Below are 15,008 nucleotides of genomic sequence, written 5' to 3' on the forward strand. Positions count from 1 at the left end.
CCTGTTGCGTCCAACTAATAAAAACCGATCCATGCATAAGAAAAAGTTGATCCCATGAATTTGAAGTTCCTCGAAACCTTCGTCTGGGTGGCCCGGCTCAAGAGCTTCCGGCTGACGGCAGAGAAGCTGTTCACCACCCAGGCCTCGATCTCCAGCCGCATTGCGGTGCTGGAAAGCGAGCTGGGGGTGAAGCTGTTCCTGCGTGACTCACGAGGTGTGAGCCTGACCCCGGACGGGGTGAAGGTGCTCGATTATGCCGAGCAGATGATGGTCACCATGCAGGGGCTCAAGCAGTCGCTGGAAACCACCAGCAGTAAGGTCGGACGGATCCGTATCGGCGCGATGGACACCGTGATCCACACCTGGCTCAGCCCGCTGGTGACCGAGTTGATGGACCATTTTCCGCTGGTGGAAATCGAACTGGTGGCCGATACCGCGCTGAACCTCTGCGATCAGTTGCAAAAAGGCTTTCTCGACCTGATCCTGCAAACCGACCTGCTGCGCCAGGAATCAGTGCGCAGCCTGGATCTGGCCAGCCACCCCATGGGCTGGATCGTCGCCAGCCATTCGATCTATAACCGTGACTACGCCTCCCTCGCCGAGCTGGCCCAGGAACGGATCATCACCTACTCGAAAAACTCTCATCCACACCAGGACGTATTGAGCCTGATGCAGGCCCATGGCGTAGCGGCACCGCGCATGAACTGTGTGAACTCGGTGTCGGCCATCACTCGCTTGCTGCGCGATGGTTTCGGTATTGGCGCGTTGCCACCGGTGCTGGTCAGCGAGGAATTGGCGCGCGGCGAGTTGATAGTGCTTCCCATGGCGCAGCGTTTGCCGAACCTGCAGGTGGTGGTGTCGTGGCGGGTGGGAGTGGAGTTGGTGGAGGAGATGGTTGCGTTGTGCCAGAGCGTCGTGGCGCGATATGCCGAGGAAGTGGGTGAAGAGCGCATGGTGCTCAGTCAACCACTCTCACTGAAGAAACCCGATTAAACCTGTGGGAGCGGGCTTGCTCGCGATAGCGGTGGATCAGTCAATGTATCCGGCGACTGAAATACCGCTATCGCTGGCAAGCCAGCTCCTACACAAGCCCAGCTCCACAGTTGGATTTTCGGCGTACTTAAAGGCCCTTGAGGTCCCGCTCTTCAATCGGCCGGCTCTGGCGCAAACGCTTGCCGCCCAGCACCACCCAGTCGATCAGGCGGAACAGGCATTCCAGGCCGAACGACAACAGCATCGCCCCGCCCAGGCCCCAGCCCATGGCTTCGGGGGTCAGGAGGATCTGGTAGCTGTAGCCATTCCAGGTCTCCTTGCGGATATCCGGGTCGGCGGCCACCGCCACCTGCAAGGCGCGGATGTACCACGGCCCCTGCATGGCCTGGAACTGCTTGTCCAATGCCACCTGGCGATCGAGCAAGCTGCCGAGGCTGTTGGCATCGCTGCGGAACACCGGATCCTCGCTGACACGGTAATGCGCCACCAGGGCCTGTAAGTCGCCATTGAAGAACTGCTGAGCGGTGCTTTCAAAACCGCGCAGGCCGGTCTGGGCTTCGATCAAATGGGCTTCGACGCGCTTGGCGTAGTCGTTGATGAACCCCGGGACTTGCACCCCGACCAACAAGCCGATGGCAAACAACACCAGTCGCAGATAGCTGAGCAACATAGTCGACGTCCTTATTCGGTTGTGCCCTGGCTGACGCATTCGCCGCGCCGCCACAGGCTCCACTGGCCGGGCTCGTAGCGGGTCCAGGTCTCGTTTTCGGTCAAGGGTTCGGTGGCAATCACCGTCACCACATCGTTGGGAGTCGTTTCAGCCTGAAAATCGACGATCACGTCGACATCTTTCAGGCGCGCGGGGCCAAAAGGCGCACGACGGGTAATCTGTGCCAGTTTGGTCGAGCAGTAGCAAAACAGCCAATCACCATCACTGAGCAGGCAGTTGAACACACCCTTGCTGCGGTATTCGGCACAGGCGGCGATCAGGTCAGGCAGCACCTGTTCGATATCCACCGGCTCGGGAAACGCCTCGCGGATACGGTTGAGCAGGTCGCAGAATGCCGCTTCGCTGTCGGTATCCCCCACCGGTCGGTAGAACGTGGCCTGGGGCGTGAAGTCTGCCAATTGGCCGTTATGCGCGAAACACCAGTTGCGCCCCCACAGCTCACGCACGAACGGATGGGTATTGGACAGGCTCACCTTGCCCACGTTGGCCTGGCGGATATGGCCAATCACCACTTCACTCTTGATCGGATAACGCTGCACCAGCAGCGCGACTTCCGACTCACTGCTGGCGGCCGGGTCCTGGAACAGCCGCAGGCCACGGCCCTCGTAGAAGGCAATGCCCCAGCCATCGCGATGCGGACCGGTGCGCCCACCACGCTGCATCAGCCCGGTGAAGCTGAACACGATATCGGTCGGTACGTTGGCACTCATGCCCAATAATTCACACATGCCAGGACTCTCGATGCAGGGCAGACAACGTTAAAGGCGCGGTTCGACCCGCATGCCTTCGACAGGGGCCGGCGGACGGCCATAGGGCTCGTCGTCCTCAGGCTCGGCCGCGACCGCTGCCGCAGCGGCGGCCTTCTCTTCGCGACGGGCCTTGGCAGCACGCTCGATGGGCCAGCGAATCAGCACAAAGACCAGGTACAGGCCAAAGGCGATCATCGCGTACATGAGCAAATCGGAAATCGCCCGCCAGGCGTTATTACCCACTTTGAGCAGCAGATCCAGGGCGGTGATGGCCACGGCAGGGGCAAACTGCTCCTTGACCGGATCGACAATGGTCGGGCTCAACAGCAGCACCGCCATCAGCAACCGCAGCGGTTCGCGCAGCCAGCGCCAGATCCAGCGGGTCAGGCGAAACCACACCAACAGGCAGCCCAAAGCGGCGAAGGCGTAGAGGCCCCAAGCGGTCAGATAGTCGTTCTCGGTCATGGTGTCCATGGCAAGGTAGGCAAACAGGCCCGTATGATAACGGCTTTTCCGTGCCACGGCTGCAATGCCGTCGGCCCACTGCCAGACAGAGAGTGATCCATGCCTCCATCGACCCACATCACTGCTGCCCCGATTGCCCGCAGCGCCCCAGGCCAGGACCCGTATGCCTGGTTGCAGGAACGCGACAGCAGCGAGGTGCTCGACTACCTCAAGGCCGAAAACGCCTGGCAGGAGGCGCAGCTTGAAGATCAAAAAGAGCTGCGCGAAACTCTGTTTCAAGAGATTAAGGGGCGCATCCTCGAAACCGACCTGTCACTGCCCTCGCCCTGGGGGCCATACCTGTATTACACGCGCACCACCGCCGGTGACGAATACGCACGCCATTACCGCTGCCCACGCCCGGCCGATGACAGCCAGCAGATCGATGAACACGCCGAAGAACTGCTGCTGGACCCCAACGTCCTGGCCAATGGCGGCTTTTTCTCCCTTGGCGCCTTCAGCATCAGCCCGGACCACAAGCGCCTAGCCTACAGCCTGGACACCAACGGCGAAGAGATCTACACCCTGTACGTGAAGGAATTGTCTTCGGGCAAGGTCAGCGAACTGGCCTTCGAAGACTGCGACGGCAGCATGACCTGGGCCAACGACAGCCTGACGCTATTTTTCGGCGAGCTGGACGAGACTCATCGCCCACACAAGCTGTATCGCTATCACCTGGACGGTACCGCTGCCGAAGAAGTGTTCCACGAGCCCGACGGACGTTTCTTCCTGCATTGCTACCGCTCAAGCTCCGAACGCCAACTGCTGCTGTCCCTGGGCAGCAAGACCACCAGTGAAATCTGGGCCCTGGACGCCGAGCAGCCGCAACAGGCGTTTGCCTGCCTGGCGCCACGGGTTGAAGGTCATGAGTACGATGTCGACCACGGCAAGCTGAATGAACAGTGGACCTGGTTTATCCGCAGCAACCGCGACGGCATCAACTTTGCGCTGTTCCAGGCGGCTGACAACGCCGGCGTGCCCAGCGAAGACCAGTGGCAAAACCTGATCGCCCACGATAACGCAGTGATGCTTGATGGCGTTACCCTCAACGCCCGGGCCATGACCCTGAGCCTGCGTATCGGCGGCCTGCCGGTGATCGACGTGCACCCACAAGGCCTGCCGAGCTATCGTGTGGAACTGCCAGACGCGGCCTACAGCCTGTACGTGCAAAACAGCCTGGAATTCGACAGCGACAAGATCCGCCTGCGCTATGAGGCGCTGAATCGCCCGGCCCAGGTTCGCCAGTTGGAACTGGCCAGCGGCGTGCAACACGTGCTCAAGGAAACCCCGGTACTGGGCGTATTCAATGCCGACGACTATGTCAGCCAGCGGCTGTGGGCTACCTCGGCCGATGGCACCCAAGTGCCGATCAGCCTGGTGGTCAGGCGCGACCAGGTGGGCCAGCCAACACCGCTGTACCTGTATGGCTACGGCGCTTACGGCTCAAGCCTCGACCCGTGGTTTTCCCATGCGCGCCTGAGCCTGCTGGACCGCGGCGTGGCGTTTGCGATTGCCCATGTGCGCGGCGGCGGCGAATTGGGCGAAGCCTGGTACCGCGCCGGCAAGCAGGAGCACAAACAAAACACCTTCAGCGACTTTATTGCCTGCGCCGAGCACTTGATCGCCCAGGGCCTGACCACCTCAGAGCAGTTGGCCATCAGTGGTGGCAGCGCCGGTGGGCTGTTGATCGGTGCCGTGCTCAACCAGCGCCCGGAACTGTTCCAGGCGGCGATTGCCGAAGTGCCGTTCGTCGATGTGCTCAACACCATGCTCGACCCGGACCTGCCGTTGACCGTCACCGAATATGACGAATGGGGCAATCCCCAGGAACCCGAGGTGTACGCGCGGATCAAGGCCTATGCGCCCTACGAAAACGTCAGCGCCCAGGCCTACCCGGCGATGCTGGTGATCGCCGGCTACAACGACAGCCGTGTGCAGTACTGGGAGGCGGCCAAATGGGTGGCCAAGCTGCGTGCGACCAAGACCGACGACAACTTGCTGCTGCTCAAGACCGAACTGGGTGCCGGCCACGGCGGCATGAGCGGGCGCTACCAGGGCCTGCGTGACGTAGCCCTGGAATACGCCTTTGTGTTCAAGGCCCTGGGGCTGGTTTAAGACCCCGCCGCCGGCGCCTTCGGCTTGCTGTCGTTTTGCTGCAGGCCGGGCAAGGTCTGGTCCTTCGGCGGCTTGGGCATTTCAATCGGCGGCAACAAAGGCGCCCCAGTCCCTTGTGGCTTGGGTGCCGTCGGCGGTGTGACTTGCGGATACGGCGTCGGCGTTGCGGTACCCGGTGCACCCGTGGTGGTCGCCGGTGTGTTCGGCACGGCTTGCAACTCCTGGGCGTGCGCAGCACCCAATGTGAGCACACTTCCTACAATGACCGCTAGAATGCTGCACTTCATCGATGGCTCCATGGCCTGACTGTTAACCAGTCCCAAGGCTACTCCCAACCGCGCAAGAATGCCCTTCCCAATGAGATTTCCATGAAACGTTTCGTGCTGCTCGACACCACTCCGATCCCCGATAACGGCGGCGCCCTGTGCCTGTTCGAGTACGGCGAAGATTTTGTGATCAAGATCCAGGGCGGTGACGGCGGGCAATTGATGAACACGCGCATGCACGGTTCCGAAGATGCCCTGGCAGAGATTCCCTGCCGCAAGGTCGCCGGTCGTCCAGGCTCGCGGGTGTTGATTGGCGGCCTGGGCATGGGTTTTACCCTGGCTTCGGCGCTCAAGCACCTGGGCAAGACGGCCGAAGTGGTAGTGGCTGAGTTGGTACCTGGCGTAGTGGAATGGAATCGCGGCCCGCTTGGAGAAAAATCCGGCAACCCGTTGCAGGACCCACGCACCGTAATCCGCCAGGAAGACGTGGCCAAGGTGCTGCAAGCCGAGCCCCAGGGCTTTGATGCGATCATGCTCGACGTCGATAACGGCCCCGAAGGCCTGACACAAAAAGCCAACAGCTGGCTGTATTCCGCCGGTGGCCTCAGCGCCTGCGCCAAGGCCCTGCGTCCAAAAGGCGTGCTGGCCGTGTGGTCAGCCAGCGCCGACAAGCAGTTCAGCGACAAACTGCGCAAGGCCGGCTTCAAGGCCGAGGAAGTGCAAGTCTTCGCCCATGGCAACAAGGGCACCCGGCATACCATCTGGATTGCCGAGAAGCTCAAGGGCTGAGGTAAATTGCCAGGCGAGCAGCTAGAATCAACGTCACCCGTGATCTATCCAATAAATAAATGAACAGGAGCCATGATGAGCTCGACCAACCCGCCCTCCCACACCGCCAAGCTGGACCGTATCCTCGCCGATGCCCAGCGCGACCGGGAAATGGGCTATCGCGACAAAGCCCTGAAAATGTACCCCCACGTGTGTGGCCGCTGCGCCCGTGAATTCGCCGGCAAGCGCCTCAGCGAACTGACCGTGCACCACCGTAACCACAACCATGACGACAATCCCCAGGACGGCTCCAACTGGGAGTTGCTGTGCCTGTACTGCCACGACAACGAACACTCGCGCTATACCGACCAACAGTATTTTGGCGAAGGCTCCACCAGCAGCCCGACCATTGCCAAAGCCACGCACAACCCGTTTGCCGCGTTGGCCGGGCTGATGAAAAAAGACAGCTAAAAGCATGAAGCTGCAAGCCACAAGAAAAAGCCGCCCCGCTTTTTAACTTGCCGCTTGCAGCTTGCCGTTATAATGCTGCCTTTTTAAGGCATCCCCGTGGGCAATAAACGCTACAGCTGCATCGGTCTGTACAACCCCAAATCCCCCGAAAACGTCGGCTCGGTCATGCGCGCCGCCGGCTGCTATGGCGTGGCTTCGGTGTTCTACACCGGTAAACGCTATGAGCGGGCCCGGGACTTTATTACCGACACCAAGAAGGTCCACCACGACATCCCGCTGATCGGCATCGACGACCTGAAAAAGATCCTGCCCCTGGGCTGTATTCCGGTCGCCGTGGAGCTGGTGGACGGTGCCCGACCGCTGCCGGAATACACCCATCCTGATCGTGCGCTGTACATTTTCGGCCCCGAAGACGGCTCCCTCGACAAAGAGATTCGTGACTGGTGCGAAGATGTGATCTACATCCCGACCACCGGTTGCATGAACCTCGCGGCCACCGTCAATGTGGTGCTCTACGACCGCCTGGCCAAGGGCAATAACACCCGTTCGGGCCCCAAATACTGAGTTTTCGGGAACATCCGCGACCCGCGCGCAGTCAGTTGCATATCAATGGCCCTTTGTTGGAGACAGACCATGAGCGACAGCAAACCCCTGAAACCTGTGATTGAATCGACGCCGTTCCAGACCCAGCCGACCCAGAACGTGCAAGGCTGGGAGCGCATTGGCTCGCTGGCCGGTGGCGTGGTGATGATGGGCAAGGGCATTCGCCGAGGTGGCTTTTTCGGCCTGATTCAGGTGGCGATTGGCGGCGTGGCACTGGCGCGCGGGATCAGCGGCCATAGTTCGGCCAAGTCGCTGCTGGAGAAAAGCCGCCGGGATATGAACAATGTGCGGACCAAGATCGAACGCGCCGGCGAGGAGTTGAAAAACCTCAAGACCCGCGCTGAAGTGGCTACCGAAAAAACCACCCACTGACACCCAATCAAACTGTAGGAGCTGGCTTGCCAGCGATGCAGGCACCTCGGTCCATCAGGCACACCGAGGTGATGCTATCGCTGGCAAGCCAGCTCCTACACGGGCCTTCTCGGTCAGTGCAGCAGCTTGCTGTCGAGTACCACTGACGATTCGCCGATCACGCTTTCAGCCAACTGCACAAACGCCTTGGTACTGATGCTATCCAAACGCATCAGTGCCTGCGTCAGGTCATCCAGGGAGCGCTTATTGTGGGTTTTCAGGCGAATCTCGCGATCCAGTTCCTGCAACACCACCACCGCCCGCGCCACCGTGGCACCGCTGACGTGCTCGCCGCGCAAGGTCGTCACACCCTTGCCGTCCTTGCTCAAGCGCGCCTGTATCGCCACATAACGCTCATCGCTGATACCGCCTGCGCGCCGCAATAACTCGATAGCGTAATACTCCGAAAGGCCTTCGCTGATCCAGTCACTGCCTTGATGGTCATTGAACCGGCCAATGGCCTGCACCACCTCGCGGATCAACGGGCTGCTGCCATTTTCGCTGACCAGCGGCGTACGGCTATTGAGATAGATCGAATCGCGTCCGGAGAACACGCCACGGCGCATCGGGTCGCTGGCACCCACCACCAGCAACTTGGCCGGGTGCCGGGGGAACGCCGCTTGTACCTGGGGCCAGACGAACGTCAGCAACGTCAGCACATCCATGCGGCGCATGGCCTGGCCCTTGGGCGAGGTCACGGTGATTTCGGTTTCGCCCAGGCGCACCCTGCGGCTGCCCAGGTTACCGGCGAGCATCCAGCCGGTGGGACGGTCGAACAGGCGGGACACATTGTCGATGCGGAATTTGTGCTTGCCAATGCGTGGCCAGGGGGTCTCGACACTTTTCCAGCCCGCCGGCAGCTCAAAGGTCAGCCGCGACACCAGCTCCACACCGTCCTGCTGGTCAAGACGCGCCGCAGGCACCAGGTCTTCACCACGAAACAGCGCCCAACCGGGCGTCATGCGTGACTCGTAGATGCCGGCCTTGCGCGCATGGCTCAGGCGCACGCGGTAGGTCAGGCTGGCCTTGTCGGCGCCCGGCTGCCACAGGCCACGACTGGCCCCCGCGTCAGGCCTGACCTGCCACTGGCCGTCGGCCTTGAAATCGCTGTAGTCACCGTCGCGGCCCAAGTCGAAGTCCAGGCTGCGCACCGCCGAGCCCTGGGACAGGCTTAAACGGACTTCGGCCTGATCGCTCTGGGGCAAGAGTTTGACGTGATAATCGAGGTCGACTTTTTTCGCCGACCACGCCGCCGCGCTCAACCCCAACAACAGCAGACTCACCGCCAGCTTGGCTTGGACCGTCATACGCTCTCCTTTTCAGCCTGCGCGGAAAATCAGGTAATCCTCCCAATCGTCCTCGGGCACGCTGCCTTCGCTGAGCATGCGTCCGGACTGGGAAATGCGTTCGTGGTGCACGGCATCGCGGTCACCGCAAACCAGGTGGTGCCAGAGCGGCAAGTCCTTGCGCTCACTCACCAGGCGATAGCCGCAAGTCGGCGGCAGCCATTTGAACTGATCGGCCTGGCCCGGCGTGAGCTGGATGCAATCAGGTACCGAGTCGCGACGGTTAGGATAGTCGGTGCACTGGCAGGTGTTCAGGTCCAGCAGTTTGCAGGCGATACGCGTGTAATAGACGCTGTTGTCGTCTTCGTCTTCGAGCTTTTGCAGGCAGCACAGGCCACAGCCGTCGCACAGCGACTCCCATTCCTCCTGGTCGAGGTGCTCAAGGGTTTTGCGTATCCAGAAAGGTTCGACTTTGGCGGCCATGGCTCTACATCAGTTTCGGTAGGTGAAAAGGCCGCCAGTCTAGTGCCCAAGCCCCCTGGGGCCAAGCGCTTACGACTGCCGGTAGGGCAAGACTTGTCAGGCGCGCAGTGGCGAAGTAGCTTTGAAGGCCGTTTTTTCTCCAGGATCCGCTGATGAGCACTGAGCCACGTATTGCCGATTATCCGATCCACCCGCAGTTCACCGAGCGCTGGTCGCCGCGTGCGTTTACTGGCGAGAGCATCCCGGTGGAAACCCTGCTGAGCTTCTTCGAAGCGGCGCGCTGGGCGCCTTCGGCCTATAACTCGCAGCCATGGCGCTTTCTCTACGCGCGTCGCGATACACCAGACTGGGAACGTTTCCTGGGTTTGCTCAACGAATTCAACCGGAGCTGGGCGCAACATGCATCGGCACTGGTCATCGTGGTCTCGAAAACCGATTTCGCGGTACCGGGCGCCAGCGAAGAAACTCCAGCGCTGTGGCACACCTTTGACACCGGTTCGGCCTGGGGCCACCTGGCGCTGCAAGCCAGCATCAGCGGCTGGCACACCCATGGCATGGCCGGTTTCGATCAGGAACTGACCCGCAAGGAGCTGAAAATTCCCGAGGGTTATGCGCTGCATGCGGCGGTCGCCGTGGGCAAGCTGGGGGACAAGGCCACCCTGGCCGACTACCTGCAAACCCGGGAAGCCCCAAGCCCGCGCCGCCCGTTGAGCGAGTTGGTAGCGGCAGGTGATTTCAGCCTGTAACACGCTGTAGGAGCTGGCTTGCCGGCTCCTACAGGGTCAGTAACCGCGCTCGAAACTCACTTCGCCGCGCAACGCATCCTTGGCCTGATAAGCCCGCAGGTTCTCGACAAACAGCGCCACCATCAAGCGCGGGCAGGTCGGCGCCGAGCTATGGCCCGTCAACAGCAAGCCCCAGGCGGTCCAGAACGGATGGCGCTGTGGCAGTGGTTCCTGACGGCAAACGTCGATCACCGCCCCGGCCAGGTGCCCTTCTTTCAGGGCCTCGACCAGATCGGCATCGACCACCGCCACACCACGCCCAACGTTGATAAACAGCCCCGTCGGCTTGAACTGCTTGAACAGCGCAGCATCGTACAGATCGTGGGTATTGGGCGTGTTGGGCAGCAGGTTGACTACATAATCCACCTCGCCCACCAGGCGACCCAGTTGATCCGGCCCGGCCACCTCGATAAACGGGGCCTGCTCCCGGGCTTCGCTGGCAATGCCGTACAACTCCACGCCAAAGGGCAGCAGGAACTGCGCCACGCTCTGGCCGATATCACCGGTGCCAACGATCAGCACCTTGCGCCCCGCCAGGCTCTGGCCCATGCGGTTATCCCATTTGCGCTCGACCTGACTGACCAGCCGCGCCAGCACTTCACGCTCGTGACCGAGCATGTAGGTGAGCACGTACTCGGCCATCACCTGGCCAAAAATGCCGACCGCGCGGGTGAGCCGATAATCGCGTGGCAAACCATCGGCCAGCAGCGGCGTGATGCCGGCCCAGGTCGATTGCAGCCACTGCGGGTGGTGGCCCTGGCGCAGCAGGGTTGCCAGCAGGTCCGGCTGGCCCAGCCACACCGGGCAATCGGCGGCCAGGCGCGACAGTTCGGCCGAGTCGCCACTGGTCAGGACTTCAAGATCCGGCGCCGCTTCGCGCAGCAGCCGGGCATACAGCGGGTGGTCCTGTTCTGCAATCAGAACGCGCATGGTTCAAACCTTTCAAAAACAGTGCAGGCGGCCGCCGGCAGCAAACTACTGCTGAACTCGGGGCTCGCCAGGTCATTCGATTCAAACGTGTCCCGAACGGGGCACGGGTCGATCACATCGGGTCGTTACGGCGCAGCAGTTCTTCGGGCAGGTGTTCGATGTACTCGTCATCCGGCGGTGGCATCTGCAGGTGGTAGCCCTGCTTTTGCAGGTTGGCCAGGACCGCCACGATATCTTCCTGCTGCAGCTTGCGTTCCGGCGTCAGCACCAGGTTGAACGCGTGGACAGGCTTGCCGAACACCGTCAGCAGGCCTTCGGGCACGCGCTCCAGGGCATCGCTCTTGAGCACGTAGAGGTACATGCCGGCGCGTTTCGGGCTGCGGTAGATGGAACAAATATGTTTCAAGGCTGTTCTCCGGCAGTGGCCAGGCTGTCCAGCAGCGCCTGGCCCATCAACTCGCGGCGCCAGCCACGCAGCGAGTCAGGCAATTGGTAAGGCCCATCGGGGTAGCCACTCTTGACCAGCGCCTCAAGGGTTTTCTTGCGCAGCATCAGCTCCGGGGCCATGTCCAGACGTTCGGCGAAGGTCTGGCCCAGGGCGCGCAGTTGCTTGATCAGCACCGCGGCATCCACCGGCAACGGCTCAGGCACGGCTGGCGGCCATTGGTCCATCGACACGCTGGCGGCACGCTTGATCAGGCCCAGCAGGAACTCGCCGTCCTGGCGCACGGTGCGCGGGTGCATATCTTCGATTTTGCCCAGGGCGGCGAGGTTATCCGGCTGCGACTTGGCCAGGGGCCATAGCGAGTGTTCGCGGATGATACGGTTGCGTGGCAGGTCGCGGGCGCGGGCTTGCTGCTCGCGCCAGGCGCACAGCTCACGCAGCACGGCGAGCTGGGCACGGGACAGTTTCCAGGCCAGCTTGGCGTCGCGGTAGACATCAAAAGGGTCGATTTCTCGACGCAGGTTGGCCACCAGTTCGGCGCCATCTTTCAGGACCCAGGCGTATTTTTCGTCGGACAGTTGCGGGCGCAGGCGTGTGTAGACTTGCGCCAGGTGCACCGCGTCTTCGGCGGCGTAACTGACCTGGGTCTCGGACAATGGCCGCTGCAGCCAGTCCGAACGGGTCTCGCCCTTGGGCAAGTCGATGTCGAGCACCGCTTGCACCAGGCGCGAGTAGCCCATGGAGAAACCGAGGTTCAGGTAGGCGGCGGCCAGTTGGGTGTCGAACAATGGCACCGGCAGGCTGCCAGTCAGGCGCAGCAGCACTTCCAGGTCTTCGCTGCAGGCGTGCACCACCTTGATCACCGCCGGGTTTTCCAGCAAGGCGGCCAACGGTTGCCAGTTATCGATGGTCAGGGGGTCGATCAGATAAGCACTGATACCGTCCCCGATCTGGATCAACCCGGCGATGGGATAGAAGGTATCGACCCGCATGAATTCGGTGTCGAGGGCGACGAATGGCAACTGCTGCCATTTGGCGCAATGCTGGCCGAGGCTATCGTTGTCGCAGATCCAGTGAATATCGATGGCCACACGGCTCTCCCTTGAAGAATGGCGCGCAGTATATATCGCCCGAGGGTCTTTCGAGCACCCGCAGTGTGCCAGCCATCATGAAAACTCTGACAGGAGACGAAGAATAGCCCGACAGTTGAGGGTTATCCTCGTTTACGCAACACATAAACCCGCCACAAGGCCGAGCCGGGCATGAACTCTTGCTGGTTCAGCACAGTGAAGCCTGCCTGGCGAAACTCCGCTTCCACCTCGACGCGATGGGACAGCATGGGTTGCCCCGCACCTGCGGGATGGCGTTGACAATGGCGGCTGTCGCTGTCCACCGAGACAATCAGCGTGTCGCGGCTGACCCGGTGAAACTCGCGCAACAGTGCCAATCGCGCATCGGCCGTGGGGACGTGGCGAAACAGTTCCAGGCAAAAAATGCAGTCCACCGCGTTGGCCGACAGACCGATGGCGAATGCCGAACCCTGGAACGTCTTGACCCGCCGCAAAAATGTCGCGCCGTGGTGGCTCATGGCGTGGTCGAGCATGGCCTGGGAAGGGTCCGAGGCGAGGATCACGCGATTACTGTGTTCGGCCAGCACCGGCCAGAAGCGCCCCGCCCCACAAGCCAGGTCCAGCAACAGCCCGGGCTCCCCCGCGACTTTAAGGGCGTGGCGCACCAGGCGCTCGTCGCGCCATGACCACAAGCGCCGCAGCAAACCGGGCGGCCGCGTGTCGCCACAGACCCGCGCGTGATCACGATCACAGCGCGCGGCAAACTCAGCCTCAATGGACGACGGGGGTTGTGGCGACATCACGGGACTCATGTAGATGAACCGGTCTCTACGGACACTGGATCTTGAGCTTAACCACCCCCGCGTGAAAAAAAGGTCGAAAGGTTCATCATCACGCCTGGTGCAGATACCAGCGCCAGTCCTGCTCGCCCACCTCGCCCATGAACTGCCGGTACTCGGCCCGCTTGACCGCCAGGTACACACCGAGGAACTCCTGGCCGAACGTTTCACGCGCCCAGGCCGAGCCTTCCAATGCACGCAAGGTGGTCAGCCAGTCGGTGGGCAGCAGCTCCTTGGCCTGGGCATAGCCGTTGCCTTCAACCGGGGTTCCGGGGTCGCGCTGTTCGCGAATACCACGGTGAATACCGGCCAGGATCGCCGCCGCTGCCAGGTACGGGTTGGCATCGGCGCCGCAGATCCGATGCTCGATATGCCGCGAATACGCAGGGCCTCCCGGCACCCGCAGGCTCACCGTGCGATTGTCGACACCCCAGGTGGCCGCCAGCGGCGCGTAGCTGTTGCTTTGGAAGCGCCGGTAGGAGTTGGCGTTGGGGCAGAACATCAAGAGCGTATCGAGCAAGGTGCTGAGCATCCCGCCGACTGCCTGGCGCAGCAGCGGCGTACCGTCAGGGGCCTCACTGGCAAACAGGTTGTTGCCGTCGGCATCTGCCAGGCTGACGTGCATGTGCATGCCGGTGCCGGCCAGGTCATCGAACGGCTTGGCCATGAAACAGGCGGTCATCCCATGCTTGTGGGCCACGCCCTTGACCAGGCGTTTGTAACGCACCGCCTCGTCCATCGCCTGCAAGGCATCGCTGCGATGCTCCAGGGTGATCTCCACCTGGCCGGGGGCGTATTCGGAAATCGCCGTGCGCGCGGGAATGCCTTGCAGTTTGCAGGCGCTGTACAGGTCAGCCAGAAACGGCTCGATCTGTTCCAGCTCGCGCAGGCCATAGACCTGGGTCGAGCGTGGGCGGCCGCCATCCACATCCCGCGCCGGTTGCGGGCGGCCATTGCTGTCGGGTTTCTGGTCGAGCAGGTAGAACTCCAGTTCCGCCGCCATCACCGGGTAATAACCATCGGCCTTGAGCCCGTCGATGACCCTGGACAGCAGATGCCGGGGATCGGCAACCGTCGCCGGCAGGCCTTCTTCAGGGTGCATGCTGACCTGCACTGCGGCGGTGGGAATCAACCGCCACGGCATGCGTTGCAAACTGCCGCTGATCGGGTAGGCACGGCAATCGATATCGCCCACTTCCCACACCAGGCCGGAGTTTTCCACGTCATCGCCATTGAGGGTCAGGCCAAGAATGGTACTGGGCAGCGGCCGACCACTCGCGTAGACCGCCAGCAGTTCATCACGGTGCAGCAACTTGCCCCGGGGCACGCCGTTGCTGTCGAGGATGAACAGTTCGAACATCTCGATATCGGGGTTGTGATCAAGAAAGGATTGGGCTTCGTGCAGGCTGGCAAAGACGGTACTCATGGCAACTCTCTTACGTTTGCGTCAGGCAGGCACGCACGACGGCGCGCCCCGGAGGTGGGCAATCAGCGTAAGGAGGTGGTATCCGGCGGGCGCGCATGGCGACAGTGCCACAGCGCCCAAAAGGCCAGTTCGGA

18 protein-coding genes are annotated in these 15,008 nt (G+C 61.9%); 7 read left to right on the plus strand and 11 right to left on the minus strand.

The window, feature by feature from the left end:
* Window positions 1-54: 54 nt before the first annotated feature.
* Complete coding sequence (locus H097_RS26320; protein ID WP_032863495.1) at window positions 55-993, plus strand: LysR family transcriptional regulator; 939 nt, start codon at window positions 55-57, stop codon at window positions 991-993.
* A gap of 127 nt (window positions 994-1,120) precedes the next feature.
* Here the strand turns inward: H097_RS26320 and H097_RS26325 are convergent, their stop codons facing one another.
* Genes H097_RS26325 through H097_RS26335 form a run of 3 tightly spaced genes read right to left on the minus strand, consistent with a single transcriptional unit; the run spans window position 1,121 to window position 2,946 of the window.
* Window positions 1,121-1,663 (minus strand): DUF2937 family protein, encoded by a 543-nt coding sequence (locus tag H097_RS26325; RefSeq protein WP_032863496.1) that lies wholly within the window; start codon window positions 1,661-1,663, stop codon window positions 1,121-1,123.
* 11 nt (window positions 1,664-1,674) lie between these two features.
* The gene (locus H097_RS26330) at window positions 1,675-2,451 is read right to left on the minus strand and encodes a class II glutamine amidotransferase (protein ID WP_032863497.1); all 777 of its coding nucleotides are present in this window, start codon (window positions 2,449-2,451) and stop codon (window positions 1,675-1,677) included.
* 30 nt (window positions 2,452-2,481) lie between these two features.
* Entirely contained in the window at window positions 2,482-2,946 is a 465-nt protein-coding gene (locus H097_RS26335) for an MFS transporter (protein ID WP_229752397.1), read from the minus strand.
* Between the two features lie 90 nt (window positions 2,947-3,036).
* Between H097_RS26335 and H097_RS26340 the strand changes: the two genes are divergently transcribed.
* Window positions 3,037-5,091, plus strand: coding sequence for a S9 family peptidase (locus H097_RS26340; protein WP_032863498.1), 2,055 nt, complete (start codon window positions 3,037-3,039; stop codon window positions 5,089-5,091).
* On the opposite strand, the gene H097_RS26345 is transcribed toward H097_RS26340, so the two are convergent.
* Window positions 5,088-5,378 (minus strand): hypothetical protein, encoded by a 291-nt coding sequence (locus H097_RS26345; RefSeq protein ID WP_032863499.1) that lies wholly within the window; start codon window positions 5,376-5,378, stop codon window positions 5,088-5,090. The two genes, H097_RS26340 and H097_RS26345, sit on opposite strands and share 4 nt — an antisense overlap.
* 81 nt (window positions 5,379-5,459) lie before the next feature.
* Between H097_RS26345 and H097_RS26350 the strand changes: the two genes are divergently transcribed.
* From H097_RS26350 to H097_RS26365, 4 genes are all read left to right on the plus strand, one after another.
* Window positions 5,460-6,146: a hypothetical protein gene (locus H097_RS26350; RefSeq protein ID WP_032863500.1), complete on the plus strand. Its 687-nt coding sequence runs from the start codon at window positions 5,460-5,462 to the stop codon at window positions 6,144-6,146.
* Between the two features lie 75 nt (window positions 6,147-6,221).
* Window positions 6,222-6,596 carry a YajD family HNH nuclease gene (locus H097_RS26355; RefSeq protein ID WP_003172528.1) on the plus strand — a complete coding sequence of 125 codons (375 nt, stop codon included), beginning with the start codon at window positions 6,222-6,224 and terminating at the stop codon, window positions 6,594-6,596.
* A gap of 96 nt (window positions 6,597-6,692) precedes the next feature.
* Window positions 6,693-7,160, plus strand: a complete 468-nt coding sequence (locus tag H097_RS26360; RefSeq protein ID WP_032863501.1) for an RNA methyltransferase — start codon at window positions 6,693-6,695, stop codon at window positions 7,158-7,160.
* 69 nt (window positions 7,161-7,229) lie between these two features.
* A complete protein-coding gene (locus H097_RS26365) occupies window positions 7,230-7,571 on the plus strand; it encodes a DUF2892 domain-containing protein (RefSeq protein WP_032863502.1) in 342 nt (113 codons plus the stop codon).
* Between the two features lie 113 nt (window positions 7,572-7,684).
* Here the strand turns inward: H097_RS26365 and H097_RS26370 are convergent, their stop codons facing one another.
* Both H097_RS26370 and H097_RS26375 read right to left on the minus strand, forming a co-directional pair.
* Window positions 7,685-8,917, minus strand: a complete 1,233-nt coding sequence (locus H097_RS26370) for a hypothetical protein (protein WP_032863503.1) — start codon at window positions 8,915-8,917, stop codon at window positions 7,685-7,687.
* 12 nt (window positions 8,918-8,929) lie between these two features.
* A complete protein-coding gene (locus H097_RS26375; RefSeq protein ID WP_032863504.1) occupies window positions 8,930-9,379 on the minus strand; it encodes a YcgN family cysteine cluster protein in 450 nt (149 codons plus the stop codon).
* Window positions 9,380-9,531: 152 nt separating this feature from the next.
* Between H097_RS26375 and H097_RS26380 the strand changes: the two genes are divergently transcribed.
* Window positions 9,532-10,125 (plus strand): nitroreductase family protein, encoded by a 594-nt coding sequence (locus H097_RS26380; protein ID WP_032863505.1) that lies wholly within the window; start codon window positions 9,532-9,534, stop codon window positions 10,123-10,125.
* 36 nt (window positions 10,126-10,161) lie between these two features.
* Here the strand turns inward: H097_RS26380 and H097_RS26385 are convergent, their stop codons facing one another.
* The 5 genes from H097_RS26385 to H097_RS26405 all read right to left on the minus strand — a co-directional run bounded on the left by H097_RS26385 (window position 10,162) and on the right by H097_RS26405 (window position 14,874).
* Window positions 10,162-11,094 (minus strand): D-2-hydroxyacid dehydrogenase, encoded by a 933-nt coding sequence (locus tag H097_RS26385; protein WP_032863506.1) that lies wholly within the window; start codon window positions 11,092-11,094, stop codon window positions 10,162-10,164.
* Window positions 11,095-11,206: 112 nt separating this feature from the next.
* The gene (locus H097_RS26390; RefSeq protein ID WP_032863507.1) at window positions 11,207-11,500 is read right to left on the minus strand and encodes a YcgL domain-containing protein; all 294 of its coding nucleotides are present in this window, start codon (window positions 11,498-11,500) and stop codon (window positions 11,207-11,209) included.
* Complete coding sequence (gene rnd, locus H097_RS26395; RefSeq protein ID WP_032863508.1) at window positions 11,497-12,630, minus strand: ribonuclease D; 1,134 nt, start codon at window positions 12,628-12,630, stop codon at window positions 11,497-11,499. Before rnd ends, H097_RS26390 begins: the two co-directional genes overlap by 4 nt.
* Window positions 12,631-12,752: 122 nt before the next feature.
* Window positions 12,753-13,409 (minus strand): class I SAM-dependent methyltransferase, encoded by a 657-nt coding sequence (locus H097_RS26400; protein ID WP_032863509.1) that lies wholly within the window; start codon window positions 13,407-13,409, stop codon window positions 12,753-12,755.
* A gap of 91 nt (window positions 13,410-13,500) precedes the next feature.
* The gene (locus tag H097_RS26405; RefSeq protein WP_032863510.1) at window positions 13,501-14,874 is read right to left on the minus strand and encodes a glutamine synthetase family protein; all 1,374 of its coding nucleotides are present in this window, start codon (window positions 14,872-14,874) and stop codon (window positions 13,501-13,503) included.
* Window positions 14,875-15,008 lie beyond the last annotated feature (134 nt).

It is taken from the genome of Pseudomonas sp. FH4 (assembly GCF_000510915.2).
In the GTDB taxonomy this organism is placed as follows: Bacteria; Pseudomonadota; Gammaproteobacteria; order Pseudomonadales; family Pseudomonadaceae; genus Aquipseudomonas; species Aquipseudomonas brenneri.